This window comes from Mesorhizobium sp. WSM4841 (assembly GCF_055811515.1).
The window spans coordinates 80,920-105,375 of record NZ_JBVVQC010000009.1; the positions used below are offsets into that span (position 1 = coordinate 80,920).

General features: G+C 61.6%; 26 protein-coding genes and 1 pseudogene. 11 read left to right on the forward strand and 16 right to left on the reverse strand.

What is annotated here, in order from left to right; translation table 11 throughout:
• Positions 1–9: 9 nt before the first annotated feature.
• Positions 10–336, reverse strand: a complete 327-nt coding sequence (locus AC0L14_RS13300; protein ID WP_473525582.1) for an ElaB/YgaM/YqjD family protein — start codon at positions 334–336, stop codon at positions 10–12.
• Between the two features lie 340 nt (positions 337–676).
• On the opposite strand from AC0L14_RS13300, the gene AC0L14_RS13305 reads away from it, so the two are divergent.
• Positions 677–1,048: a response regulator gene (locus AC0L14_RS13305; protein ID WP_473749899.1), complete on the forward strand. Its 372-nt coding sequence runs from the start codon at positions 677–679 to the stop codon at positions 1,046–1,048.
• 40 nt (positions 1,049–1,088) lie between these two features.
• Here AC0L14_RS13305 and AC0L14_RS13310 read toward each other — a convergent pair whose 3' ends face one another.
• Both AC0L14_RS13310 and AC0L14_RS13315 read right to left on the reverse strand, forming a co-directional pair.
• A complete protein-coding gene (locus tag AC0L14_RS13310; protein WP_029348707.1) occupies positions 1,089–1,640 on the reverse strand; it encodes an RNA polymerase sigma factor in 552 nt (183 codons plus the stop codon).
• 3 nt (positions 1,641–1,643) lie between these two features.
• On the reverse strand, positions 1,644–1,838 hold the full coding sequence (locus AC0L14_RS13315) for a NepR family anti-sigma factor (protein WP_065007450.1): 195 nt from the start codon (positions 1,836–1,838) through the stop codon (positions 1,644–1,646).
• A 236-nt stretch (positions 1,839–2,074) separates the two neighbouring features.
• Here AC0L14_RS13315 and AC0L14_RS13320 point away from each other — a divergent pair, with 236 nt between their 5' ends.
• The 6 genes from AC0L14_RS13320 to AC0L14_RS13345 all read left to right on the forward strand — a co-directional run bounded on the left by AC0L14_RS13320 (position 2,075) and on the right by AC0L14_RS13345 (position 5,668).
• Complete coding sequence (locus AC0L14_RS13320; protein WP_258121726.1) at positions 2,075–2,869, forward strand: response regulator; 795 nt, start codon at positions 2,075–2,077, stop codon at positions 2,867–2,869.
• 233 nt (positions 2,870–3,102) lie between these two features.
• Positions 3,103–3,270 (forward strand): DUF1328 domain-containing protein, encoded by a 168-nt coding sequence (locus AC0L14_RS13325; RefSeq protein ID WP_023797107.1) that lies wholly within the window; start codon positions 3,103–3,105, stop codon positions 3,268–3,270.
• A gap of 149 nt (positions 3,271–3,419) precedes the next feature.
• Positions 3,420–4,454, forward strand: coding sequence for a sensor histidine kinase (locus AC0L14_RS13330; RefSeq protein ID WP_473749810.1), 1,035 nt, complete (start codon positions 3,420–3,422; stop codon positions 4,452–4,454).
• A gap of 163 nt (positions 4,455–4,617) precedes the next feature.
• Entirely contained in the window at positions 4,618–4,800 is a 183-nt protein-coding gene (locus tag AC0L14_RS13335) for a hypothetical protein (RefSeq protein ID WP_473636832.1), read from the forward strand.
• A gap of 216 nt (positions 4,801–5,016) precedes the next feature.
• Positions 5,017–5,343, forward strand: a complete 327-nt coding sequence (locus tag AC0L14_RS13340) for a hypothetical protein (RefSeq protein ID WP_473749811.1) — start codon at positions 5,017–5,019, stop codon at positions 5,341–5,343.
• 82 nt (positions 5,344–5,425) lie between these two features.
• Positions 5,426–5,668 (forward strand): YMGG-like glycine zipper-containing protein, encoded by a 243-nt coding sequence (locus AC0L14_RS13345; RefSeq protein ID WP_473636830.1) that lies wholly within the window; start codon positions 5,426–5,428, stop codon positions 5,666–5,668.
• 95 nt (positions 5,669–5,763) lie between these two features.
• Here the strand turns inward: AC0L14_RS13345 and AC0L14_RS13350 are convergent, their stop codons facing one another.
• The 4 genes from AC0L14_RS13350 to xylF all read right to left on the reverse strand — a co-directional run bounded on the left by AC0L14_RS13350 (position 5,764) and on the right by xylF (position 10,923).
• Complete coding sequence (locus AC0L14_RS13350) at positions 5,764–7,407, reverse strand: CHASE domain-containing protein (protein WP_473749900.1); 1,644 nt, start codon at positions 7,405–7,407, stop codon at positions 5,764–5,766.
• A 113-nt stretch (positions 7,408–7,520) separates the two neighbouring features.
• Positions 7,521–8,315, reverse strand: a complete 795-nt coding sequence (locus AC0L14_RS13355; protein ID WP_065007457.1) for an ATP-binding cassette domain-containing protein — start codon at positions 8,313–8,315, stop codon at positions 7,521–7,523.
• A gap of 93 nt (positions 8,316–8,408) precedes the next feature.
• The gene (locus tag AC0L14_RS13360; protein ID WP_473749812.1) at positions 8,409–9,740 is read right to left on the reverse strand and encodes a sugar ABC transporter permease; all 1,332 of its coding nucleotides are present in this window, start codon (positions 9,738–9,740) and stop codon (positions 8,409–8,411) included.
• 142 nt (positions 9,741–9,882) lie between these two features.
• Positions 9,883–10,923: a D-xylose ABC transporter substrate-binding protein gene (xylF, locus tag AC0L14_RS13365; protein WP_473749813.1), complete on the reverse strand. Its 1,041-nt coding sequence runs from the start codon at positions 10,921–10,923 to the stop codon at positions 9,883–9,885.
• A gap of 267 nt (positions 10,924–11,190) precedes the next feature.
• On the opposite strand from xylF, the gene AC0L14_RS13370 reads away from it, so the two are divergent.
• Entirely contained in the window at positions 11,191–12,438 is a 1,248-nt protein-coding gene (locus AC0L14_RS13370; protein ID WP_473749815.1) for an ROK family protein, read from the forward strand.
• Positions 12,439–12,634: 196 nt separating this feature from the next.
• Here the strand turns inward: AC0L14_RS13370 and phoB are convergent, their stop codons facing one another.
• The 6 genes from phoB to AC0L14_RS13400 all read right to left on the reverse strand — a co-directional run bounded on the left by phoB (position 12,635) and on the right by AC0L14_RS13400 (position 19,033).
• On the reverse strand, positions 12,635–13,324 hold the full coding sequence (gene phoB, locus AC0L14_RS13375; RefSeq protein WP_123150227.1) for a phosphate regulon transcriptional regulator PhoB: 690 nt from the start codon (positions 13,322–13,324) through the stop codon (positions 12,635–12,637).
• A gap of 16 nt (positions 13,325–13,340) precedes the next feature.
• Positions 13,341–14,048 (reverse strand): phosphate signaling complex protein PhoU, encoded by a 708-nt coding sequence (gene phoU, locus AC0L14_RS13380; protein WP_473749816.1) that lies wholly within the window; start codon positions 14,046–14,048, stop codon positions 13,341–13,343.
• Between the two features lie 38 nt (positions 14,049–14,086).
• The gene (gene pstB / locus AC0L14_RS13385; protein ID WP_077373276.1) at positions 14,087–14,902 is read right to left on the reverse strand and encodes a phosphate ABC transporter ATP-binding protein PstB; all 816 of its coding nucleotides are present in this window, start codon (positions 14,900–14,902) and stop codon (positions 14,087–14,089) included.
• Positions 14,903–14,914: 12 nt separating this feature from the next.
• Entirely contained in the window at positions 14,915–16,528 is a 1,614-nt protein-coding gene (gene pstA, locus AC0L14_RS13390; RefSeq protein WP_473525589.1) for a phosphate ABC transporter permease PstA, read from the reverse strand.
• Positions 16,521–17,909: a phosphate ABC transporter permease subunit PstC gene (pstC, locus tag AC0L14_RS13395; RefSeq protein WP_473525590.1), complete on the reverse strand. Its 1,389-nt coding sequence runs from the start codon at positions 17,907–17,909 to the stop codon at positions 16,521–16,523. Before pstC ends, pstA begins: the two co-directional genes overlap by 8 nt.
• A gap of 119 nt (positions 17,910–18,028) precedes the next feature.
• Positions 18,029–19,033, reverse strand: coding sequence for a PstS family phosphate ABC transporter substrate-binding protein (locus AC0L14_RS13400; protein ID WP_473749819.1), 1,005 nt, complete (start codon positions 19,031–19,033; stop codon positions 18,029–18,031).
• Between the two features lie 778 nt (positions 19,034–19,811).
• Between AC0L14_RS13400 and AC0L14_RS13405 the strand changes: the two genes are divergently transcribed.
• Both AC0L14_RS13405 and AC0L14_RS13410 read left to right on the forward strand, forming a co-directional pair.
• Entirely contained in the window at positions 19,812–20,174 is a 363-nt protein-coding gene (locus AC0L14_RS13405) for a hypothetical protein (protein WP_473486935.1), read from the forward strand.
• Positions 20,175–20,555: 381 nt separating this feature from the next.
• Complete coding sequence (locus AC0L14_RS13410) at positions 20,556–20,792, forward strand: hypothetical protein (RefSeq protein ID WP_473749820.1); 237 nt, start codon at positions 20,556–20,558, stop codon at positions 20,790–20,792.
• A 105-nt stretch (positions 20,793–20,897) separates the two neighbouring features.
• On the opposite strand, the gene AC0L14_RS13415 is transcribed toward AC0L14_RS13410, so the two are convergent.
• Complete coding sequence (locus AC0L14_RS13415) at positions 20,898–21,269, reverse strand: hypothetical protein (protein ID WP_473749901.1); 372 nt, start codon at positions 21,267–21,269, stop codon at positions 20,898–20,900.
• 452 nt (positions 21,270–21,721) lie between these two features.
• Here AC0L14_RS13415 and AC0L14_RS13420 point away from each other — a divergent pair, with 452 nt between their 5' ends.
• A complete protein-coding gene (locus tag AC0L14_RS13420) occupies positions 21,722–22,606 on the forward strand; it encodes a hypothetical protein (RefSeq protein ID WP_473749821.1) in 885 nt (294 codons plus the stop codon).
• 465 nt (positions 22,607–23,071) lie between these two features.
• Here the strand turns inward: AC0L14_RS13420 and AC0L14_RS13425 are convergent, their stop codons facing one another.
• Both AC0L14_RS13425 and AC0L14_RS13430 read right to left on the reverse strand, forming a co-directional pair.
• Positions 23,072–23,962: a glutathione S-transferase family protein gene (locus tag AC0L14_RS13425; RefSeq protein WP_473749822.1), complete on the reverse strand. Its 891-nt coding sequence runs from the start codon at positions 23,960–23,962 to the stop codon at positions 23,072–23,074.
• Between the two features lie 26 nt (positions 23,963–23,988).
• Positions 23,989–24,348, reverse strand: a pseudogene (locus AC0L14_RS13430) (VOC family protein); the annotation flags it as partial.
• Positions 24,349–24,456 lie beyond the last annotated feature (108 nt).

Genomic DNA, 24,456 nt, shown 5'->3' on the forward strand with positions numbered 1-24,456 from the left:
GGGCTGAGACTAGCGGCGCGCGAGAAGCGCGAACAGAAAGCCGACGCCTGCCGCGATTGCCAGCGACGTCACCGGCTTTTCGCGCACGCTCGCCACCACTTGCGCCTCGATGTCCTTGGCGTTGCTGCGCAGGGTATCGAAGGCTGCTTCGCCCTGGGCGCGCAATTGCTCGACACCTTCGGTCGCGGCGCGGCGGGCCGTCCCATAACCATGTTCGCCGGTCTTGGCCAATTGCTTGGTGAGTTTTTCGATATCGGCTTTCAATTGCCTGATGTCGGCCTCAAGATCCGATTCCGCCCGGCTTGCGTTCGCGGCCTTTCCTGCAGCAGTCGCCATTGCTTAACTCCTTGCTTGCTTGGCTCCAAACGCTCGATACACGCCAAGGTTCCGAAATCGGAATGAGGTCCATGAAAGGGTGTTTCCGCGTATGAGTCCAGCCCGACCCGAGCGTCCCGGGACCGGCGTCAGATCATCGGCCGGCGATCCTCGCTCAACCCTCCCAGCGAGTTGAGCTTTCGTTAAGGATCGAGATTTCCGTCATCTGCGACGGGCATGCCTTTAGATGACAGGATGCCAAATAACTTTAGATGACAGGAAGCCAAATAGAGATCATGACTCCTCTGTTCCCTGCGCTTCCCCTTTTCCCTGCGCCCCACGGAGACATTGCCACGTGCCCTTGCTTGACGGATTGCGGATTCTTGTTCTGGAGGATGAATTCCTGATCGCCATGGATGTCGAGCAGCTTTGCCGCGACTACGGCGCCGGCAACGTGATCATCGCCCGCGATCTGGGTGAGATCGATCGGAAGAGCGTTGCCTCGCAATTCGACGCAGCCATCGTCGATCTCATGCTGGGCGGCGCTTCGACACTCGATTTCGCTTCGCGGCTGCGCGAATCGGGCGTGCCTTTCGTCTTCGCCTCGGGCTATTCCGACATGGACGAAATCAAGGTGTCCTTTCCGGATGTCAGATTGGTCACCAAGCCTTATTCGGGAGACGATCTCGTGCAGGCAGTGGCGGCGGCGTGCGGTCGCGGCCCTCTTGTTTGATGCCCGGAAACCGGGGCCCGTATTACCGGGGGTCGGTATTTCAGGCGGCGTTCGACCCCGTCACCTGAGCCGATATCGCATCCGGCCCAAACTCGTCATCGCCGGAAATCTTCAAGATTTCCTGCAGCCGCGTGCGGGCGCGGCTGACGCGGCTCTTGATCGTTCCGACCGCACAGCCGCAAATCTCAGCAGCTTCCTCGTAGGAAAAACCCGAAGCGCCGATGAGGATGATGGCTTCGCGCTGGTCCTCGGGCAATTGCTCGAGCGCGCTACGAAAGTCCTTTAGGTCAAGCTGGCCGTGCTGGGCCGGATGGACGGCTAGCCTGGCCGTCATGATGCCGTCGCTGTCCTGCACCTCGCGGCCGCGCTTGCGCATCTGCGAATAGAATTCGTTGCGCAGGATGGTGAACAGCCATGCCTTGAGATTGGTGCCCGGCTCGAAGCTTTCATGCTTGTCCCAGGCCTTCACCAGCGTTTCCTGCACCAGATCGTCGGCCTTGTCGGCGTTTTGCGTCAGCGACACGGCAAAGGCCCGCAGGCTCGGAATCGAGCCGAGCAGATCCGTCTTGAAGCTCTGGGAGACGGCCGCCATGCCTCAGTCCTTTTTCCGTGCAGGCTGGGCCTGTTCCAACTGGCTGAGCAATTGGGCGAAGCGATCCGGCACATTGTCGGAGACCAGCTCGTCGTAGTATTGCTTGAGTTTGCGGCCGATTTCCGAGTTTGGCCCGAGCGGGTCGCCGGAAGCTGCACGGCGCCTGTTTGCAGCGCCAGCCGTGATATCTTTCGTCATGTCTTCATTTCGCCCTTTGTTCCCAGCACCCTGCCGCCCTTCAATACACGATGCAAAGCAGGCGGTCCCCTCGTCTGGTTACCCGTCCCGACCTCAAACGCCATCCTCTTACATTAGTTCCAAACCATCGGAACTTTTTCGGAAAGCCGGCGTTTATATTTTCAGGGTTTATTTTCGGGGCTTGTAATCACCTTGGCCTGCAATCTATGCAATTACGTCAGAGGGAGACGTCCGTCATGAGCCTATCCGCAACCATCGCTCCGCACCTGCCGTTCCTGCGCCGCTTCTCGCGGGCCGTTTCCGGATCGCAGGAGAGTGGCGACGCGCTGGTCGCCGCGATGCTCGAAGCCATCATCGCCGACATCGACATCTTTCCGGACGCGTCGAACGACCGCATCGCGCTCTACAAGGTCTTCGCCAGGCTGTTCACCTCGGTCGCCATCCGCGTTCCGCAAGAACACCCGCAGTCGGCGTGGGAACAGCGCGCCGCCGCCAATCTGAACGCGATCTCACCCCGCCCCCGCCAAGCCTTCCTGCTGGTCGCCGTCGAAGGTTTCAGCGAAGACGAGGCGGCGGAGATTCTCGACGTCGACGATCAGGAGTTCTCCGAACTTCTCGCCGAGGCCAGCAACGAGATTTCCCGCCAGGTGGCAACCGATGTGCTGATCATCGAGGACGAGCCGCTGATCGCCATGGACATCGAGCAAATGGTCGAAAGCCTCGGCCATCGCGTCGTCGGAACTGCGCGTACCCACGCCGAGGCGGTGGCGATGTTCACAAAGACGCGGCCGAAGATGGTGCTGGCCGACATCCAGCTTGCCGACGGCAGCTCGGGCATCGAAGCGGTGAACGAGATCCTGTCGTCCACGCCGGTGCCGGTGATCTTCATCACCGCCTTTCCCGAGCGCCTCTTGACCGGCGAGCGGCCGGAGCCGGCCTTCCTCGTCACCAAGCCGTTCAATCCGGATATGGTCAAGGCCCTGATCAGCCAGGCGCTGTTCTTCGACCGGCATGCGAAAGCCGCTGCATAGGACCGGGCAGGCCCAGCCTCGCGCTGCCCGTTCCACGGATCGCCCGTTTTCCCACTGATCGAATGATGCTGGCCGCTTGCGGCTGGCAAACGTCACTTGCGCCTCGAACTTCCCCCTGCGCATGGCGATTCAATTCGGGCCGGAAAGATTTCCAGGGATCGTCTTTTTCGGGAAATGGTGGAACAAACGGTAGCGAAAGACGTTTTTGCCGTACCATTCAAAGGAGATGGATCATGCTTTACTGGGCGCTCGTGTTTCTCGTCGTCGCGATCATTGCAGGCGCTCTTGGTTTCGGCGGTATCGCCGGCACCTCGGCCGGTATAGCGCAGATATTGTTTTTCATCTTTCTCGCTTTCCTGATCATTTCGCTTATCGCGGGCTTGTTTAAACGCGCGTCGTGAACTGCGATCGAACACTGGGAGCCGCACCCCTCAAGCGGTTTCCAGCTACCGCCGGGCGGAGTCCTTACCGGACGTCGCTCGGCGGACCTCTTTTGGGAACCCATTTTTCCGTCAGCCGTTCAGCCTGCATTGGGCGGGTGAAGTGAACAATGCAACCCAGAGCCGGAGACATGAAAGACAGCGGACGGAGCGATGAGATCATCGCTTTGCAGTCCGCTGAGAGTGGAATGCAGCTTGGCCGTGCCCTTCTCCATGCGCTGCACAATGCCGGCATTTCGGTTCTCTATCAGGATCGCGAGATGAAAACCGTCTGGGCCCGCAACATGCGCCCGCCATGGGCGTCCGATACGGCCGACAGCAACGGCATCCTGCCGCTGGCGCAGGCGGAGCGTATCGGTGCGGCCAAACGCAACGTCGTCGCATCCGGCAATCCGGAACATCTTGAGCTCAGCCTTCCCGCCGACGATGGCATCCGTTGGTTTCAGGTATGGGTAGACGCTGATCGCGACGGCGGCGGCGCCGTACAGGGCGTCGTCACCACCATGGTCGAAACGACCGAGCAGAAACGTCGCGAGCAGACCCTGAAGACGCTGCTGCGCGAGGTCAGCCACCGCTCAAAGAATCTTTTGGCAATCATCCAGAGCATCGCCACCCAGACCAGCCGTTATTCGGACACGCTCAGTGATTTCCTGACACGCTTTCGCGGCCGGCTGCAGTCGCTTGCCTCATCCCAGGACCTGGTGACCTCGTCGAACTGGCGGGGAGCGGCACTGCGCGAACTGGTGTCCGGCCAGGTCGGCCGCTATGGAGCCGACCCTGTGCGCAGCTTGCGTTTCCAGGGTGCAAATCCGTACCTCAACCCCAATGCCGCCCTGCATATCGGCTTGGCCATGCACGAGCTTGCCGTCAATTCGGTCAGCTACGGCGCTCTGTCGCGAGCCGACGGATTCGTCGAGGTGACGGCCGATCTGACGGCCGCTTCCGCTGGCGAGACCGCACTGTCGCTGACATGGGCCGAAGCCATCGGAGCCAACGACAATCAGCCCAGTGAGAAGCGCTTTGGCAGCGTCGCGCTGGAGCGCGTCGTGCCTGCGTCGTTGAACGGTACGGCGACACTTGAAATCACCGGGGACCGTCTCGAATATCGTCTTGTCGTTCCTCGCGGCAATTTCGAGACGGATTGAACGGACAGCAGCCGAGCCCAAGAGAGCCGGGGCCAAGAGGGCTGGGGATCGATACCGGCCGCGCCGGCTTAACCATCTGTTCACCATAAAGTCCGATGCTGTTTTTCCCAGACACCGCTCCGCATGACGTTATCGATCGCAGTTGCTGCGCAGTACGGGAGGAATGGCTTTGACGGTTGCCGACATCAACAGGCTGGAACAGGCCGCGCGCGTTTCGATGGGCGGGTTTCAGGATCTCGAAGCATCCGCGATGCCGTCGCCCCGTACTTCCCTCCCGACCCCCGGCGTCGCCGCGATCGGGCTGGCTGCAGTGGTCGTCCTGGTCGCCGCGTTCCAGTTGATCTAATGCATGTCGCGCAAAAGCATGCCCTCGGGCCTGACCCGAGGGTGTGCAGCGGTTTTGCGATAACGACATGCATAATACAATTTAAAGCGTCGGACCCAAAGTGGCCGGCGGCTTGTGCTTGCCTCATGTCGACCTGTTCTCCAATCAGTCGCGCCAGCCTGCATGGCAGGAACTTTGACGGATGTGGCCCGTTCTTATGGCCGGAGGACCGTCGCCATGGAACACATCGCTGCCGTGTTGCTGGTCATTGGCTGTTCGAACGCGATGACCGAGTGTCGCGAACTGCCCGTATCGGTGAGCGTTTTCGAAATCGCTCAGGAATGCACCGCCGCGCGGCCCTTTGCCTTGAGCGATTTGCAGGGTCAGGCTCCGCGCATAATTGCCAAATGCCTTTCCGTCGATCCGGCACTTGAGGATGATTACGACCAGATCGTCTGGAATGTGCGTCCGGACGGCACGCTCGACGCGTCCGTGGAGATTTCCAATCTTGAGGTTGCCTCGAACGGCGCGCGCCCCGAAAAAGATTCCCTTAGCCAACAATGAAATCGAGCAGGCAAAACGCTTTTTCGCATGATACATGACGGGTAGAGCTACAAGTGAGGACAAAAAGGCGAGGAGTGACCCTATGCGGAAGATGATTATTGCCATGGTTGCCGTGATCGCAGTCAGCGGTTGCAGCACCACTGAGAAGGATGTCGCCGTCGGCGCCGGTGTCGGCGCTCTGGCCGGCGGCCTGATTGATGGCGGCAAGGGTGCGCTCGTCGGCGCAGCCATCGGTGCCGGTACCGGCCTGCTGGTGCGCAACCTGCGCAATGGCTATTGCCAGTACCGCGACAACCGTGGCCGTCTGTTTACGGCTCGCTGTTGATCCGTTTCAAACGCATGAAGCAATAGAAGCGGAGACCGGACGAGCCGGTCTCTGTTTACTTGCGCCTTCGAAAACGGTCGGTTTGCGGCAGCGTTTCAGTCCGACAGTGGAATCCTGATTTCCACGCTCAACCCGCCATCGTGAAAATCGCGATTGATCGTACCGCGCAATTCGCGCGTGACGTTCAGATCGATCAGCTTGGTGCCAAAACCGGTTTTGACAGGTGGTTCGAGCTTCTTCTGGCCGGCTTCGCGCCAGTTGAGGACCAGCGTCCGGTCGCTCCTGCGGCCCTCGACCGACCAGTCGACCTTGAGTGACCACTCGCCCGTTCTAGCATTGACCGAATTGCCGGTTTCGCCATATTTCAGCGCGTTCGTTGCCAGTTCATGAAAGGTCAGGCCGAGCGCTTGCGTCGTCGTCTCGTCGAGCAACACCTCTGGCCCCGACAATATCCCCTCGGGAAGCTCCTTGCCGAACACCTGGCCAAGTTCGATGCGCAAGAGATCGCCGAGATCGGCCTTCTGCCAGCGCGAGCGCGTCAGCATGTCCTGGGAAGCCGCCATAGCTTGCAGCCGGGCCGAAAAAGAGGACGAGAACTCATGGACGTCGGTGGCGTGCGACGCCGTCTGGCGCGCGATCGCCAGCACCCGCGTGATCGAGTTCTTGATGCGGTGCTTCATCTCCTGCAGCATCAGGTCTTTTTCGAGCAGGCTTTTTTCCGTCGTTTCATGAAGCAGCGAGACCGCGTCATAGGCCCGCTCCTGATAGCGGGCCACCAGCGCGATGGTTCCCGCAAGCAGCAGCCCGAACAGGCCGAGCATCACCGGAATGGCGCGCGAGGAGGGTTGCGAGAATGCGCTTGTCGGTCTGAACAGGACGGTCCATGGACGTCCGGCGATGGTGATCTCGCGAGAAACCACCAGCCTGTCACCGAAGCTCGACGCCGGCGGCGTTTCCGACTGGAACAAAAGATGGTCGGCATCCACCTTGCCGTCATAGATTTCGATGTTCACCGGCAGCAGCGGCGTTCGGCTGAGCGCGGTCTGGAACAGATCGCGGGCGCGGAAGGCCGCATAAAGAAAGCCTGATGTCGAGGATCTGGACGCATCGATGCCGTCCTGGGCGGTTTCGACGTTGAGCCGCACGAAGACCAGGAAGCCGGTGAAGGTCTGCGCAGCACCTGTTTCCTGGCCCAGCTGCACGCGCCCGCTCGCGTGCTGCTGGTTGTCGGCCATCGCCCTTTCGATCGCCTCGCGCCGCACCGGTTCGGTGAACATGTCGTAGCCGATGCTGGATTGATTGGAAGGATCCAGCGGCTCGAACAGCGTGATGGGCGTACGCCATGGCAGCGTTGTCGTAGCCGGATAGATCGCATCGCTGGCGCCATAGTCGTGCAGGATGGCACGCTCGACGGCTGCCTCGTCGCCGGCTCTCACCAGCCGGAGAAAGCCGACACCGCGCAGGCCGGTAAAATTGTCGTTGATACCAAGCGCTTCGAAGAACGCCTTGAACTCGCCCCGCGAAATGCCGCCATTGCGCGCCTCGAACAGCGCATGGGTCGATCGCAGCAGCGACAGATGCAGGTCGATGCGGCTGTCGATCCGGTTGAGCGCGTCGTCCGCCGTCGCCTCGAACTTGATGCGCGCTGCTTCCTGCGTGGCGAAATAGGCGAATCCCGCCATCGTCAGGCTGATCAGCGCGACGGCGATGAAAGCGACGATCGGGAAGAACTTCTTCAAGTTGCTGCTGCGGCCCATGGTTCCCCATCTTATGGGCAAGTCCCCGTGGCAACACAATGGCGCGGCCAAACCATCATGACGACTGGCATATCACATGACAGGTATTTGACGCTTCAGGCGGCGATCTTCAGTGCACCTGGGCCCGGAATGGCACCGGGCGGGCACTTGCCCAAAATGATCATGCCGAGCACCTCGTCCTGGGTCACGTCGCTGGTGCGCGCCGTGCCGACGACCCGACCATTCTTCATCACGCAGACGCGGTCGGCAAGCTCGAACACATCGTGGATGTCGTGGCTGATCAGGAAGATGCCGATGCCGTCGGCCTTGAGCTGCATGACCAGTTCGCCGACCTGCGCCGTTTCCTGCGGTCCCAATGCCGCCGTCGGCTCATCCATGATCAGGATTCGGGCGTTGAACAGGATGGCGCGCGCGATTGCCACCGACTGCCGCTGGCCGCCCGAAAGCTTGACCACCGGCTCCTTGAAGCGCTGGAAACGGGGATTGAGCCTGCCCATCACCTTGCGCGCCTCGGCCTCCATGGCGCCGTCGTCGAGCGTGCCCCAGCCGGTCATCAGCTCGCGGCCGAGGAAGAGATTGGCGGCGGCGTCGACATTGTCGGCGAGCGCCAGCGTCTGGTAGATCGTCTCGATGCCGTATTTCTTGGCGTCGCGCGGATTGGAGATCGAAGCCTCTTCGCCATTGACGAAGATCTGGCCCGAATCGCGCTTGTAGGCGCCGGACAGGATCTTGATCAGCGTCGACTTGCCGGCGCCGTTGTGGCCAAGCAGTGCCACGACCTCGCCCGGGAAAAGGTCGATCGACGCATCGTCGACAGCACGAATGCCGCCAAAGGCAATCGAAATGTTGCGCATATCGATCAGTGGCGTGGGCGCAGTTGTGTCAGCCATGATCGTTCCTCCCTATGGTTTTTGCTTGAGCACGGTCTCGTCGAAACCGGCGTCCAATTTTCGCTGACGCGGCGCTTCGGCTCGGGATCATGCTCAGACCCGCTTGCGGTAGACGGTGTCGAGCCAGACGGCGACGACCAGGACGGCGCCGACGACGACGCTCTGAAGCGGTGAATCGATGCCGAGCAACACCATGCCGGACTGCAGCGACTGCATCAGAAGTGCGCCCAGCATCGCGCCGAGCACCGTGCCGGAGCCGCCGGCCAGCGACGTACCGCCAATGACCGCAGCCGCGATGACCAGCAACTCGTCCAGCGTACCCAGCGCATTGGTCGACGCATTGAGACGGGCCGACGCAATCGCCGCGCTGATCGCGGCCAGCACGCCCATGATCATGAACACCTTCATGGTCACCCAGCGCGTGTTGATGCCGGCGAGTTCCGCCGCTTCCGGATTGCCGCCGATGGCAAAGACATAGCGGCCGAAACGGGTGCGCCTGGTGATGAAGGTCATGACGATGCCGACAGCGACCGCGATCAGCACCGGTATGGCGATGCCGTGGGCGATGAACAGGCCGCCTTCGGGAACGGTGATGCCGGTCCGCTGAGCGTACTGGCGAACGATGCCGATCGGCCAGGGGTAGGAATTGGCGATCCAGACGGCGCCAAGGATGGCGGCGCAGGCGACAACACCAAGCAAGCTCTCCGCCCAGACTGGCCGCAGCGGGAACTTGAACCGCTTGCGCTGTGACCGGCCGTTGAGCAGCATCAAGGCGACGGCCACACAGGCGAGAATGCCGACGATCCAGCTTGCGGTTGCCCCGATCGAGCCACGCGGCCCGCCACCCATGAGCTGGAATGTGGCGTCGAGCGGCGCGACGGTGCGCCCGCTCGTCATCAGCCACGCCATGCCGCGCCAGATCAGCAGGCCGCCCAGCGTCACGATGAAGGCCGGAACCTCGAGATAGGCGACGATGAAGCCCTGGAGCGCGCCGATCATGAGGCCGAGCGCTACGCCGGCAGCCAGTGCGATGATCCAGATCCAGGGATTTCCAAGCTGGAAGCCCATGACCTGGATGAGGAATTCGGCCTGCGCGACGCCCATCACCATGCCGATCACACCTTCGACGGAGCCGACCGAAAGATCGATGTTGCGCATCACGATGACCAGCACCATGCCGGTCGCCATGATCGCGACCGAGGAGGTCTGCACCGACAGGTTCCAGAGATTGCGCGGCGTAAGGAAGAGCCCGCCCGACAGGATGTGGATTCCAACCCAGATGACCAGCAGCGCGCCGACCATGCCGAGCATGCGTATATCGAGCTCGGTTGCCTTGAGGAAGCGGCCAACGGAGCTGAGCTCGGATTCACGCGCCCGATCGGCAGCTGTATCGGCGGCCGGCGTGTTGGAAGTCGTGTCGGTCATGATGTCCTCCCACCGGGTTGCCGTCTGCCGCGGATGCCGGAAGCAGCTTGGAAGTTAGCCGCGAGAAGCGGAAAAACAATTCTTTCTGAAAAAACGCCGCGGCGTGAAGCCGCGGCGTTTCAGGCTTCTTGCGAAGGCCGGATCAGTTGCAGACCGGGACGGTGCCCGCTGCCACGCCGGCGCAGACCTCTTCCTTCTTGATCCAGCCGGCGTCGATGACGACGTTGAGATTGTCCTTGGTGATGGCAATCGGCGTCAGGAACAGCGACTGGACGACATTGCCGCCCGGCGTGGCGAAGTCCTTGACGCCCGCAATGTCTGTCATCTGCTTGCCGTCGGCCAGCTGCGAGGCGATCTCGGCAGCGTTCTTGCCGAGCTCGCGCGCGTCTTTCCATACTGATACGGTCTGCGTGCCGAGCGCGATACGGTTCAGCGCGGCATGGTCGCCGTCCTGGCCCGACACCGGGACGGATCCGGCCAAGCCTTGCGCCGTCAGCGCCGCGACGACGCCACCAGCGGTGCCGTCATTGGCAGCAACCACGGCATCGACCTTGTTGTCGTTGGCGGTCAGGAACTGTTCCATGTTCTTCTGAGCGTTGGCGGGAAGCCAGCCGTCCGTATAGGCCTCGCCGACATTCTTGATCTTGCCGCTGTCGATCGCGTCCTTGAGCACTTCCATGGAGCCGGCGAACAGAAAATCGGCATTCGGATCGGCGCCCGAGCCCTTGATGAAGACGTAATTGCCTTCCGGCGCCACCTTGAACACTTCGCGGGCCTGCATGCGGCCGACTTCCTGGTTGTCGAAGGTCAGATAGAACACGTCCTTGTTCTCGATCAGCCGGTCATAGCCGACGACCGGAATGCCTTCGTCCAGCGCCTTCTGCACCGCCGGCCCGATGGCCGAGGCATCCTGCGCAAGGATGATCAGCGCGTTGGCGCCCTGCGAGATCAGGCTCTCGACATCGGTCAGCTGCTTGCCGGGATTGGACTGTGCATCGGCGGAAATATACTTGTCGCCGGCGGCCTCGATCGCCGACTTCATGGCGGCTTCGTCGGTCTTCCAACGCTCTTCCTGGAAATTCGACCACGAAACGCCAATGACCTTGTCCTTGGCCTGTGCGACCGACGCGAGCGTCAGCGACATGGCGACCCCCGCCAGAATGGCGGCTGCGAATCTCTTCATGATATCCTCCCTGCGCCGCGTACGGCGCGACCAACTGGCCCGAAGGCCGGCACAAAGGCCCCCTATTTTTTCGAGCCTCGAAAAAATACTGGTCCAACCGCGAAGCGCTGTCAACATCAATTCCGATGGATTTTGATGTCCCTGCCGACTTATTTCGAGACTCGGAATAAATAATGACAGGGCCTGCTGCTTCTGCCACTATTTGTCGGACATTACCGACGGCTTCCGATTCATGAGCGGCCGCGGCAATAGGGAGGAAGCAAAAGAATGTCGGTTGGAATCCGTCATGACGATTTGCGCCGGCGTAACCGGGCGATGGTGATTTCTGCGGTACGCCGGGCCGGCCAGCCGTCGCGGACCGAGATCGCCGCAACCACCGGCCTCAGTCATTCGACCATATCGGCGATCTCTTCAGACCTGATCCAGGAAGGCATCCTGACCGAGAGCAAGGCGAGCGAGACCGTTTCGATGAAACGCGGCCGACCGCAGGTCGGCCTCAGCCTCAATCCGGAAGCCGCTGCCGTATTGGCGGTCGTGTTGTCGCTGAATTTCCTGTCGGTCGCTGTCATCGATTATGCCGGACAGGTGGTCGCCGAGGAACAGCGCCGGCTGGACACGCTGACCATGTCGCGCGACGAGCTGATCGACGAATGTGTCGCCATCGTGCGGCGCCGGATCGAAGACCCCGACCTCGACGTCCAAAGCGTCGCCCGCATCGCGCTGGCGATCCAGGGCATCACCGATTCGCATGCGCGCGCCATGTTGTGGTCGCCGATCACGCCGCAGACGAACATCGCCTTCGCCGACATTCTGGAACGCGAGTTCGGCATCCCGGCCATCATGGAGAACGACTGCAACATGATGGCCGTGGCGCTGCGCTGGCGCGACCCGGATCGCTACCGCGACGATTTCATCGCCATCCTGCTCTCGCACGGCATCGGTATGGGGCTGGTGCTGAAGGGCGAACTGTTCACCGGCACCCATTCCTCGGGCGGCGAATTCGGCCACATGATTCATCGGCCGGGCGGCGCGCTTTGCCGCTGCGGGCGGCGCGGCTGCGTCGAGGCCTATGCCGGCAACTACGCCATCTGGCGCAACGCAAGGCAATTGAGCGAGAACGCAGAGCCGGTCGCCGATGTCAGCGACGCCGAGATGCGGGCACTGGCGGCCCGGGCGCGCCAGACGGACGGACCGGAGCGCGAAGCCTACCGCAAGGCCGGCGAAGCGCTCGGCTTCGGGCTTGGCAGCCTGTTCGCGCTGATCGATCCGGCGCCGGTCGCCATGGTCGGCGCCAGCGCTGCCGCCTTCGACCTGATCGAGCCGGCCCTGCGCGAGGCCATCGCCCAGACCGCCGGCGGCCAGCATTCGGGTTCGATTTCCTTCGACACCGAGACGAACGAGCTGCCGCTGATCCGCGAAGGCTGCGCCTTGCGAGCGCTGAGCTTCGTCGACCAGGAGATTTTCGCGCCGGGCGCGCAAGGGAAGTCCGGCACGATCAGGAAGGACGTGGCGTGAGTCCGAAGGCAAGGAACAAAGGCGGAATGCGACTTGGGGATGTGTTGAGATTCAGGTCAGGCCGCGCCGGAGTCGAAGACGGGCGCGAAGCGACCAGACTGGGCGAGTTCCGAGAACCGGAACGGAGCGTACTTTTGGGTACGTACCGGAAGCGCAGGAAATCGCCGGTCGCAGGCCGGCATCACCTGAATATCAGCTAGTCTTCCCTGATCGCATAGCCCGCACCGCGGATGGTGCGGATGACATCGGGCATGCGACCATTGTTGACCGCCTTGCGCAACCGGCCGACATGGACGTCCACCGTGCGCTCGTCGATGTAGATCGTCTCGCCCCAGACATTATCGAGCAACTGGCTGCGCGAGAAGACCCGACCTGGGTGCCGCATCATGAATTCGAGCAGCCGGAATTCGGTCGGCCCGAGCCGGATCTCGCTCTTCTTGCGATAGACCCTGTGCGATTCGCGATCGAGCATGATGTCGCCGACCTTCAGCACGCTGGACAGCACTTCGGGCTTGGCGCGGCGCAGCAGCGCCTTGATCCTGGCCATGAATTCCGGTGTCGAGAACGGCTTGACCAGGTAGTCGTCGGCCCCTGTCGAGAGGCCGCGCACCCGGTCGCTCTCCTCGCCGCGTGCGGTCAGCATGATGATCGGCAGCCGCTCGGTTTCGGGGCGCATCCGAAGGCGTCGGCAAAGCTCGATGCCGGAAACCGCCGGCACCATCCAGTCGAGCACCAGAAGATCGGGCACGTTTTCCTGCAGCCGGATTTCGGCCTCGTCGCCGCGCGTCACCACCTCGACCTGATAGCCTTCGGATTCCAGATTGTAGCGGAGGAGGACGCCCAGCGGCTCTTCGTCCTCCACCACCATAATGCGTGGCGCGATCATCGACCGGTCACCCCCGTCATGTCGCCGGCGCCGACATCGTCGTTTCGTCGAGCTTCGGGCGATCCGCCGGCAATTGCTGCCCGGTCACGACATAGTAGGCGTTTTCGGCGATGTTGGTGACGTGATCGCCGATACGCTCGAGATTCTTGGCGCAGAACAGAAGATGCGTGCAAGCGGTGATGTTGCGCGGATCCTCCATCATGTAGGTCAGGAGTTCGCGAAAAACCGCCGTGTATTTCACGTCGATCTTCTCGTCGGCGGCGCGCAGTTCTTTCAACGCGCCGGCGTTGCGCGACACATAGTGCTCGACCACGCCGCGGAGCTGCACAAGAACGAGATCCGCCATCGCGTCGATACCGTGCGAGAGATTACGCGGCGTGGCGCTCTGCCCGACTGCGCTGACCCGCTTGGCTATGTTCTTGGCCAGGTCGCCGATGCGCTCGAGATCGCCGGCCATGCGGATTGCGCCAACCACGGCGCGCAGATCTTGCGCCATCGGCTGCCGCTTGGCGATCAGCGTGATCGCACTATCGTCGAGTTCGCGCTGCCGCGCATCCATGATGGCGTCGTCCGAGACGACGCGCTGCGCCATCGCATTGTCTGATGCAAGCAATGCGCGGATCGAGGCTGCGACCATCGCGGCGGCGAGCTCGTCCATATCGCGGATCAGCCTGTCGATGTGCTCCAGTTCCTCGTCGAAGGATGCGACGGTGTGTTCACCCATGATACTGTCCTCGTGTTCGAAATTCGCCGCCGGACCGCTCAGCCGAATCGGCCGGTGATGTAGTCCTGGGTGCGCTTGTCGTCGGGGTTGGTGAACATCTTGTCGGTCGCGCCCTCCTCGACCAGATAGCCGAGATGGAACATCGCCGTGCGTTGCGACACGCGCGCTGCCTGCTGCATCGAATGGGTGACGATGACGATCGTGTAGTTCTGGCGCAGTTCGTCAATCAGTTCCTCGACGCGGGCGGTGGCGATCGGATCGAGCGCCGAACAGGGCTCGTCCATCAGGATCACTTCCGGCGATACGGCGATGGCGCGCGCGATGCACAGGCGCTGCTGCTGTCCGCCGGAGAGACCGGTGCCCGACTCGAGCAGGCGATCCTTGACCTCGTTGAACAGGCCGGCCTTCTTCAGGCTCGATTCAACGATGCCGTCCAACTCGGCCTTGCTCCTGGCCAGGCCGTGAATGCGCGGACCGTAGGCGACGTTTTCATAGATCGACTTCGGAAACGGGTTCGGCTTCTGGAACACCATGCCGACGCGAGCTCGCAGCTCGACGACATCGATTTTCGGGTCGTAGACATCCTCACCGTCGAGCGTGATCTTGCCGCTCACCCGCGCGATATCGATCGTGTCGTTCATTCGGTTCAGGCACCGCAAGAATGTTGACTTGCCACAGCCCGATGGGCCGATCAACGCCGTCACCTGGTTCTCGCGGACATCGATATCCACATCGAACAGAGCTCGCTTCTCGCCGTAATGAACAGAGACCTTTTCGCCCTTCATCTTGATCGAAGGGGCATTGGTTCCGCTGCTCAGTTTCTGTTCGACGCCGGCTTCCGTCATGATGTTCATATCCTCTACTCCTTACCAGCGCCGCTCGAAGCGCCTGCGCAGTATCACCGCGATGGCGTTCATGATGACCAAAAACAGCAGCAAAATCAAAATCGCCGCCGAAGTCTTCTGCTGGAATCCAGCTTCCGGGAAATCCGCCCACATGAATATCTGCACCGGCAGGATCGTCGCGGGATCGGTGAAGCCGCCGGGAATGTCGACGATGAAGGCGACCATGCCGATCATCAGCAACGGCGCGGTTTCGCCCAGCGCATGCGCCATTCCGAGGATGGTGCCGGTCATGATACCCGGCATCGCCAGCGGCAGGACGTGATGGAATACGGTCTGGACCTTGGACGCTCCGATGCCGAGCGCCGCCTCGCGGATCGACGGCGGCACGGCGCGCAACGAAGCGCGCGAGGCGATAATGATGATCGGCAGGGTCATCAGCGCCAGCACCATGCCGCCGACCACCGGGGCTGAGCGCGGCATGCCGAAGAAATTCAGGAATACGGCAAGTCCAAGCAGGCCGAAGACGATCGAAGGCACCGCCGCCAGATTGTTGATATTCACTTCGATGATCGTCGTCAGCCGGTTCTTGGGGGCAAATTCCTCAAGATAGATCGCCGCCGAAACGCCGATCGGGAAGGCGATGGCGAGCGTAACGATCATGGTCAGGAACGATCCGACGACCGCGCCCCAGACACCGGCCAGTTCCGGCTCGCGGCTTGCGCCGGTGAAGAAGAAGATCGAGTTGAACCGGCTTTCGATCAGGCCGGCGCTCTTCAGCGTGTCGAGCCAGACGATCATCTTGTCGGAAATCTTTCGCGATGCTTCCGGCGTGTCGATGACGCGCAGGAATGCTTGGCCGCTCGCGGCGGGCGCCGTGCTGTCTAGCGCCTCGATCACCGTGCCCTTTGCGACCGCCGTCCCGTTGGCCCCAGGCGACAGCGCGGTCAGCTTGACCGTACCGCCATTGAACGCGACCAGCAGCGACGACGCGCCGCTCGTCAGCGTGAGCATACCGTTTTCGCCCTCGGTCGCACCATTGCCACGCGCCAGCGTCAGCATGGCGTCGTCGCCGAAGGTCAGATCGATGTCGCCGCTGGTTTCCGAAGGGGTGACGCTTGTCGAAATCGCTTCGTCCGAACCGACGTCGGCAAGCAACCCCTTGAGATAAAGGTCGGCAAAATCGTCAAGTGGAACCGCATAGTCCACCGTTCCTCCGAGCATCCCCGGATCAGCCGCAATATCTTTGCGCAGGAAGACGCCTGTGCCGGTGGAAATCAGTCCGCGCAGCAGGCGCTTGTCCTGACGGCTCGTCACATCAGGAAATTTTGCCGTAAGCGCTTCCTGAGCGATGGCGTCGTAGTTGGCGGCGTCGAGTTTCGCCGGGTCGACCTTGGCCGCCGAAAGATCGATCGGCAGCGTCAGATAGTTCTGCCGCAGCGCCGGGATCGCCTGCGTGACGATCGTCGACAGGAGCAGCACAAGAAATAAGCCGGCCAACGCGACGGCTGCGGCGCCAAGCCATTTGAACCACGTTTCAGTGCGGTAACGACCCTTCAGCCGCGCCTTCGCGGCATCGTCGGTATGAACGCTGACCGGCCGCCGGCCGGCGCCGAATGACGCGATCGCATCAGTCATATTGCTCTCGGTATTTCTGGACGACGCGCAAAGCGACGATGTTGAGGGTAAGCGTGATGCAGAACAGCACCAGGCCGAGTGCGAAGGCTGCAAGCGTCTTGGCGCTGTCGAACTCCTGATCGCCTACAAGCAGCGTCACGATCTGCACCGTCACGGTGGTGACCGCTTCGAGCGGGTTGGCCGTGAGGTTTGCCGCCAGGCCCGCCGCCATAACCACAATCATTGTTTCACCAATTGCGCGGCTGACGGCGAGCAGCATCGCCGAAACGATGCCCGGAAGGGCAGCGGGAAGGACCACCTTGCGGATGGTTTCCGACTTGGTCGCGCCGAGGCCGGCGGAACCGTCTCGCAGGGATTGTGGAACGGCATTGATCACATCATCGGAAAGCGAGGAAACGAAGGGAATGATCATGATACCCATGACCACGCCTGCCGCGAGCGCGGATTCGGACGCGACGCTGAGGCCCAGGCTTTCGCCCATACCGCGGAAGTAGGGCGCAACCGTCAGCGCGGCGAAGAAGCCGTAGACGACGGTCGGAATGCCGGCGAGGATTTCCAGTACCGGCTTTGCCACCGCGCGGACGCTTTTGGAGGCGTAATCCGAAAGGTAGATCGCAGCCATCAGCCCGATAGGTGCGGCCACCAGCATAGCGATGAAGGTGATGAGCAACGTGCCGGCAAAGAGCGGCACCGCGCCAAAAATGTCCTGGTTGACCGCCCCGGCTTCCGTCCCCGCACCAGTGAAGGCGCTCTGCGGCGACCAGTGCGTGCCGAACAGGAACTTATAGAACGGCACCTGTTGGAAGAACCGCAGGGATTCGAAGATAAGCGACAGGACGATACCGATCGTCGTCAGGATTGCGACCACCGAACAGGCGATCAAGAATGCGCGAAGAACGCGCTCGACCACGTGGCGCGCCCGGTAGGCTTGGGCGATGCGCGAATAGGCCCAGTAAAATCCGGACGCGGAAAGCACGAACGCGACGGCCCAGATGATCCAGGTGCTGGTCGTATGGATCGATTTGTAGACGGCCGCGGCTGCCTCTTTCGTCGGATCGGCGAAGCCGACAAGCCCGCCAAAGGCCATCGCGCGAGCGTCGCGGATGAAAGCTTCGACCTGCGGAACGCCCATTCCCGACAACTCGGAGGAGAAGCGGTCGGCAATGATCGACGATTCAATTCCCGGCGTCACCAGCGACCACAACACGATCGCAAGCAGCGCGGGACCGGCAGCAAAAAGCGCCAGAAACATGCCATGTTGGCCAGGCAGCGAATGCAATCGCGCGACGTCGCCGTTGACACTGGCAATTGCGCGTGTCCGGCCGATCCAATAGGCCGCAGCGGCCAGACCTAACAGTAGAATAACGAGATAACCGACCATTCAGGACGTCCCCTCGACCGCCGGTCATTCACCGGCTCAAAGCACGGGACCTTGGTCCCGCGCTTTGGGCTTTTAGAGCATGAGGGGTCAGAGCGGATATGCGCCCTGACCCCGAAACATCAGGAGCCCATGCCTTTCAGGGCCTTGGCGTTTTCGGCCCACTTGGCGCGCTCGGCGTCCGGCAGCGGGATCAGGCCCTTGTCGGCCAGATAACCATCAGGACCCCATGCAGCCTCCGAGGTGTACTCGGCGATGAACTCCTGCATGCCGGGGATGACGCCGACATGCTCTTTCTTGGCATAGACATAGAGCGAGCGGGAAACGCCATAATCGCCGGATGCAATGTTCTCGAAGGTCGGCTCGACGCCGTCGACCTTGTGGCCCTGCAGCTTGTCGGCGTTCTGGTCAAGGAACGAGAAGCCAAAGATGCCGAAGGCATTGGGGTTGGCTTCCAGCTTCTGGACGATCAGATTGTCGTTTTCGCCGGCCTCGACAAAAGCGCCGTCTTCGCGGATCTCGCCGCAGCCCTTTTCATTAGCCGCCTTCACTTCTTCCTGGCAGGCCGCGTCCATGACGAGCTCGACGAACGCATCGCGCGTGCCAGATGTCGGCGGCGGGCCAAGCACCTCGATCTTTGTCGCGGGAAGCGACGCATCGACATCCGACCAGTTCTTGTAGGGGTTGGGGACGACCTTGCCGTCAACAGCGACGTTCTTGGCGAGCGCCTTGAAAACCTGTTCCTTGGTCAGATCGACGACAGCCCCTGCCTTCGAGTTCGCGAGTACGATGCCGTCGAAGCCGACCTTGATCTCGACCGGCGTCACGCCGTTTGCCTTGCAGGTCTTAAGTTCGCTGTCCTTGATGGCGCGCGAGGCATTGGTGAAGTCAGCGGTATTTTCGCCGACGCCCTGGCAAAACAGCTTCATGCCGCCGCCGGTGCCAGTCGACTCGACGACCGGGGTCTTGATCTTTCCGCTCTGGCCGAGCTTTTCAGCGACAGCCGTCGTGAAGGGGAACACTGTGGACGAACCGACGATTTGAATCTGGTCGCGCGCGGCGGCATAACCAGCCGACGCGGCGAGCGCAAGCGCCGCGGCCGACGCCGTAAGGAGGAATTTCTTCATGTGGCCTGCTCCTGTTCGGAAAATAGTCTCTCGGCGCCATTCCTTCGGCGCCCGCTGAGGCCAATAGCCTCCGATTATTACAGTCACATGACAGTTTGATGTCAGCCCGGTAACGCGGCACTGCCGTGTCGAAAAGGAAGCGCCGCGGGTCTCGCCGGCACAGCCGTGGTTTGCCGCTGGAATCAGCAGCTTGCACGATTTCCGGCCGACATTTGCCCTCGACAGGCGAACAATTGGCGCCGAAAAAGAAAATCCGGGCGGGAGCGCGTTGCATGCGGCCAAGGAGGTCATGGCCGCGCCATCGCCGAAACAGGTCCGTTGGGGTAAATCTGACCCTGCTTCTTGCCGGCGGTCGCTGCTCCCGCCCGTAACCGGAGGGGCGGAACTCGAATGCGCTTATTGTCCCAACCGGACGCACGCTTTGGTATGGTGCGATCGCACCATAGTCTTGCTCGCAACGCGTCGCCGAATCGCGGCTGAACTCTACGGCCTGACGGGGATGCCAATCCCGCGTTGCGCTGGATTTCTCCGTCCGCGCCGAGCCAGCGCTCGACCTTTTCGAGCAAGGCCCTGGGGCTGATGGGCTTGGGCAGGCAATCGTCCATGCCCGCCTCCGGTCGCGCTAGTCTAGGGACATTGCGGCACTTTGATTTTGCGCATGATCCCCAGCGAAATCGATTCCGATTCTCCGGGTCATGCGCTAGCCTTGCCCGCGGTGTATTCCGACGGTTGTCGGCAGAGCCGAAGCCGCGTTATAAATCCCGCAAGGGTGTTGCCGATGTTGGGACGGATCCTGCCTTTTTTCCTGTGCCCGATGCTGCTGTTGGGGAGCGGCTGTTCGCGCAGCTACGACGGCACCGTCGTCATTCCAAGGCCGCTCGATGTCCGGCGGTTCTGGGACAGGCCGCCGCAGCAGGCGCAAGCCGAACAGCAGCAGCTGCTGCAGACCGATGTCTTTCCTGTGGCGCCCGAAACGCCGAAAAGGGCGACGGCTCCCGGTATCAAGACTCCCGTGGCGCCGAGAAGGCACGTCAGGAGGATTTCCAACGATCCGCCGATGCCGTCATCCGAGCCGACAAAACCGCTCACCTGCAGGAACGTCAGCCAACCCGGAAAACGGGTCCGCATGGTCTGCGAATAGCCGGCCGGCATTCAAACGGTGGCAGCCAAATATCCCTCCTCAAACGCTGCCTGCGCACCTGACGCAGCGGTTCGGTCAGACGCGCACGCGATCGCCGAAAGTATGAACTGACTGGTGGGTTTCGGGCTGCCCGATCGATCCAGCGCCCCGATCAATCCGGTGTTACCGCCAGCCACGTTGAAACTTTATCCCGCCTTCGACGTTAAACGGCCATTGCAGCGCCGCGCGTCCGTATTTGCGGCGCCCCGCGTCTCTTTGGACGCAGAAAGGGCCGCTGTGACGTTTCGTTTGGCGCATGGTCCTTGCCGAACCGAAGGGCAGCGGAGCGAAGGTTGATCCCGATTTTGGGGTCATGCGCTGGATGGTCAAAGGAGACCGCACATGTCGATTCACTTCACTGTCTCGGACCTGACCAGAAATCTGTTTCACTCGCCCAGAAATCTGTTTCACTCGCTGGGACTGGATCATGAGCGCGCGCCGAGACCTCTCAGTCCTGAGCAAAGTCTTTTGCTGGAATGTTATCTGGCTGGCCAGATTCCGGAATCGGCCTGGAGCGACTACGTCTTCGAGGCGCCGGAATTGGCACGCCATGTCAATGCGAGACGCGCCCAACACTGACATCTCGTGAACTGGAAACCGTCCGATCGCTTGAGGTGACGCTAGCAACGCGTGGCTGAATGGCCCGCCGGGAAACGAGCGGGCTTTGCCTGGGATGACGCCCGGCTACTGTTTGGGCGAGCCGAATTGCAGGGTGAAGACGCTGCCTGCAATCCCTTGGGCGAGCGCCGGCGAAAAGCTCAGCGGCAAGCAGCGTTCCAGGGCGGCGATCGCTGCATCGACAAAGGATTGCCGTGCCTTCGCGTCGCCAGTCACATTGATGGCAGTCGGCCTGGGCGGGCCGATCAGCGTGCCGTTGCGCTTGAAACTGAAACTCAATGTGACGGTTGAATTCCCGGCATTCACCGGCGGGGTCCAGCACGCCTGGATCGCAGCTCCGACATCGTCCATGGTGTTCAGCGATGCGGCATTCGATTGACAGCTGACGCCTGCCAATATCGCGCCGGCAGTCACCGACAGTCCTGCCGTGCATTTCATTGCAAGTCCTCGTCCTTCCGCCTTGCCCGCACAGCAATATGGTACGGACAATGGCGGCGAAGACAATATGTTTGCAATGGCCCGATCTTTTGCAAAGGCCGATGTTTTGAAGGCTTGATGCCAAACGACAATGACGAATGTCAGGCCGCAGCTTCCCGGGAAACGAACAAAAGGCCGGCACATGGCCGACCTTTCCTTTCCACCTCGACCGCGCCAGTACATCCGTGGTCACGAATTGGAGGTGAATTGCCAATCAGTAGATAGGGATTTGGTTAACGAATCCTTAACCGACCGGATCTGCTCATCTGCGCGTCATGGCAAATCTGATCTGCGTTTTCGTGATGAGTGCGGAAAGTCGTCTTAAAAAGCAGCACAGACTCTTAATCGTTGTACACCAACATGTTGGCGCGTGAGACATATCGAAGTAACTATCGCATTCTGGAAGTCGATTTATGGCCGTACTTGGCGCTCTCCCTCCCGGCGTTCGCTGTCGACCAATTCGCGAAGCCGATTGGGAAGGAGTAGTCGACTGCCTCTGCCGGGGCTTTCCGGAGCGTGACCGGAGTTACTGGATACAAGCGCTGACCCGATTGTCGCAGCGGCCTGCTATCGCCGAATGCCAACAATACGGCTTTGCTTTGGAGGAGACTGGTCGGATCGTCGGCGTCGTGCTGACCCTTTATACCCGCTATCGCAGGCAGGTAGGCGATGAAATCCGCTGCAACCTTTCGAGCTGGTCCGTCGACGAAGAATTCCGCCCCTATGCCATCAAGCTGATTACGACGATTCTCAAGCAAAAAGACGTGACCTACACGAACGTTTCGCCGGCGCCTGCTACATTAAAGCACAATTTGGCGCTCGGCTTTCGCCTCTTTTCCAGCGGACAATTTGCCTTCTTGCCGGCTTTTAGTTCGGTGCCGCGGTCATGTCGCGTGCTCGAAGCTCGTCCCGATCTTGCGGAAATGGCGATGCTGTCCGACAGTGAGAGATACATACTCTCGGAACACTCCGCGCTGGGCTGCCTGTCATTGATTTGCATTTGCGACGGAGCAGTGTTTCCTTTCGTATTGATGCCGCGCCGGATATTGCGCGGTCTTATCCCATCCTATCAGATTGTCTATTGCCGCTCTCTCGCAGATTTGAGCCGGTGCGCCGGTGCCATCGGACGCTTTCTCTGGCGAAGCGGCATCCTGCTTTGCGTCGTCGACGCCAAGGAACCGATTGCAGGTCTGTTCGGGTGGTACCGCCCCAACAGAGGGCTGAAGTACTTCAGGGGCCCCAGACCACCCTCGCTCGGAGATCTGACGTTCACCGAGCTCGTGATATTCGGCCCCTGAACGACGAGCGCAACATCAATCAGCCCGCGCCGATTTGCGACCGCGATGCCGAAAGCGAACCCCCGCCTCGGGCGAGGGTTCTATTTTTTGAACTACGATCTGCTACTGAACAGGGGCGGTCTGAGCTGGCGGCGGGGTTGCGGGTGCCGGCGTCATCGTGTCGGCTGGAGGTGGCGGCAATTGGCCAGCGGTCGTCGCCTGCGTTCCTGCCGATTGAGTTTGGTCACACGCCGCCAGGGCAGCAAGCGCCAGACCGAACGCGGCGAATAAGGGTAGTTTGCGGGTCATATACAGTCCCTTCCATGGACGCCACCCGCGCAGGCCCGATCATCAGGACCGCTGCCGCCAGGTCAACCGTCGCTTCGTCGTCGACGCTTCAAACATTCTTACGTCCCGTAAAAGGCGGCGGGCCTTCGGCCTCGGTTTAGGTCGGCCTGGGCAAGCAAATCCGTTAGAGCGAAAGCCTCACGCCCCGGCCTGCGACTTCACATAGGCGATATAGCCGCGCACGTCGGCGGCCGGCTCGGCGTAGGCCTTGCCGAGCTTCTTCTCGATCGCCGCCATGTAGTCTTTTGCCCATTGGGGCAGCGCGTAGTCGATGACGGCCAGGAATTCGAGCGTCGCCGCCAGGCGGATGTCGGCGATTGACGGGTTCTTGCCGCCGATGAACGGCTTGCCGTTCCTGAAGAAGCTGTGAAAGACCTCCAGCGGCTCAGCAATTGCGGCCGCCGCGGCCTTCTGGGCTTCCGACTTCCTGTCGGGGTGGGCGTCGCTGTGACCAACCTCGCCGGCATATTGTGGGAAGTTCAGCGCAGGATAGGTGGCGCGCGCGACATAGGGGTAGAGCGTGCCGATCAGGTAGAACATGGCGCTGTCGATCATTGCCCGCTTGGCCGGCGCCTTGGGATATAATTTCTCCAGCCCATGCTTGTTGGCGAGATACTGCATGATGGCGCAGCTTTCCCACAAGACGCCTCTCGGCAAGCCCTTGTCCTCGATCATCGGCGTCAGGTGGGCCGGGTTTCGCGCCATGTATTCGGGCGAGCGTGTGTGGCCCCATACGTCGGTCTCGGAATGATCGAGCCCGGCCGCGCGCACAAATACCCGCACGCTCAAATTGTTGACGCTCGGCTTCAGCATGCTGAGCGTCAACGCGGGTTTTTTCGCTGATTTCGCCTTGGCCTTCCGCGCGGACTTCGCGGATGCCTTGTCTGCAGGTTTTGCGGCGGCTTTCGTTGCCAACTTGGCGGAAGCATTCGACGCCTTGGCTGCAGGCTTTGTCGCGGCCTTGGCAGCTGGTTTCGTGGCGGCCTTGGCAGCCGGCTTCTTCGCACTCTTCGTTGTCGTCTTTGCCATTGTGGTCCTCCCTCGGGGTGCTGTCGTCAGTATGGATTTTTCGGCGCCCGGTCCTCCGACAAGGTCGCGCGGGAGCGCTCGACAAGCGCCTGAATCGCGTCGGCGAGATGCACTTCGGCGATTGCGTAGTCGCCGCGCGCGACGCGGATCTTGTGCGCCTGCATCAGCACGTCGGCATGGGTAAATCCCGCCGGCGGCTCGAAACGGTAGGAGGCTAGCTCGATCAGCAGGCCGAGCGGATCCTCGAAATAGATCGAATCCATAAAACCGCGATCCTTGACGCCGCTGTGCTTCATGGCGCGCTCGTCGAGCCTGGCAACCGCCTGCAGGAAGGTGACGCGCGACACCGCAAACGCGATATGATGGACGCAGCCAGTATCGGTCGGGGGGGGGGGGGGGGGGGCGCGGCGGGCGGGGGGGGGGGGGGGGGGTGGTGGGGGGCGCGCGGGGGGGGGCGCCTAAATAGGGGGGGGGGGGGGCGGGGGGGGGGGTGG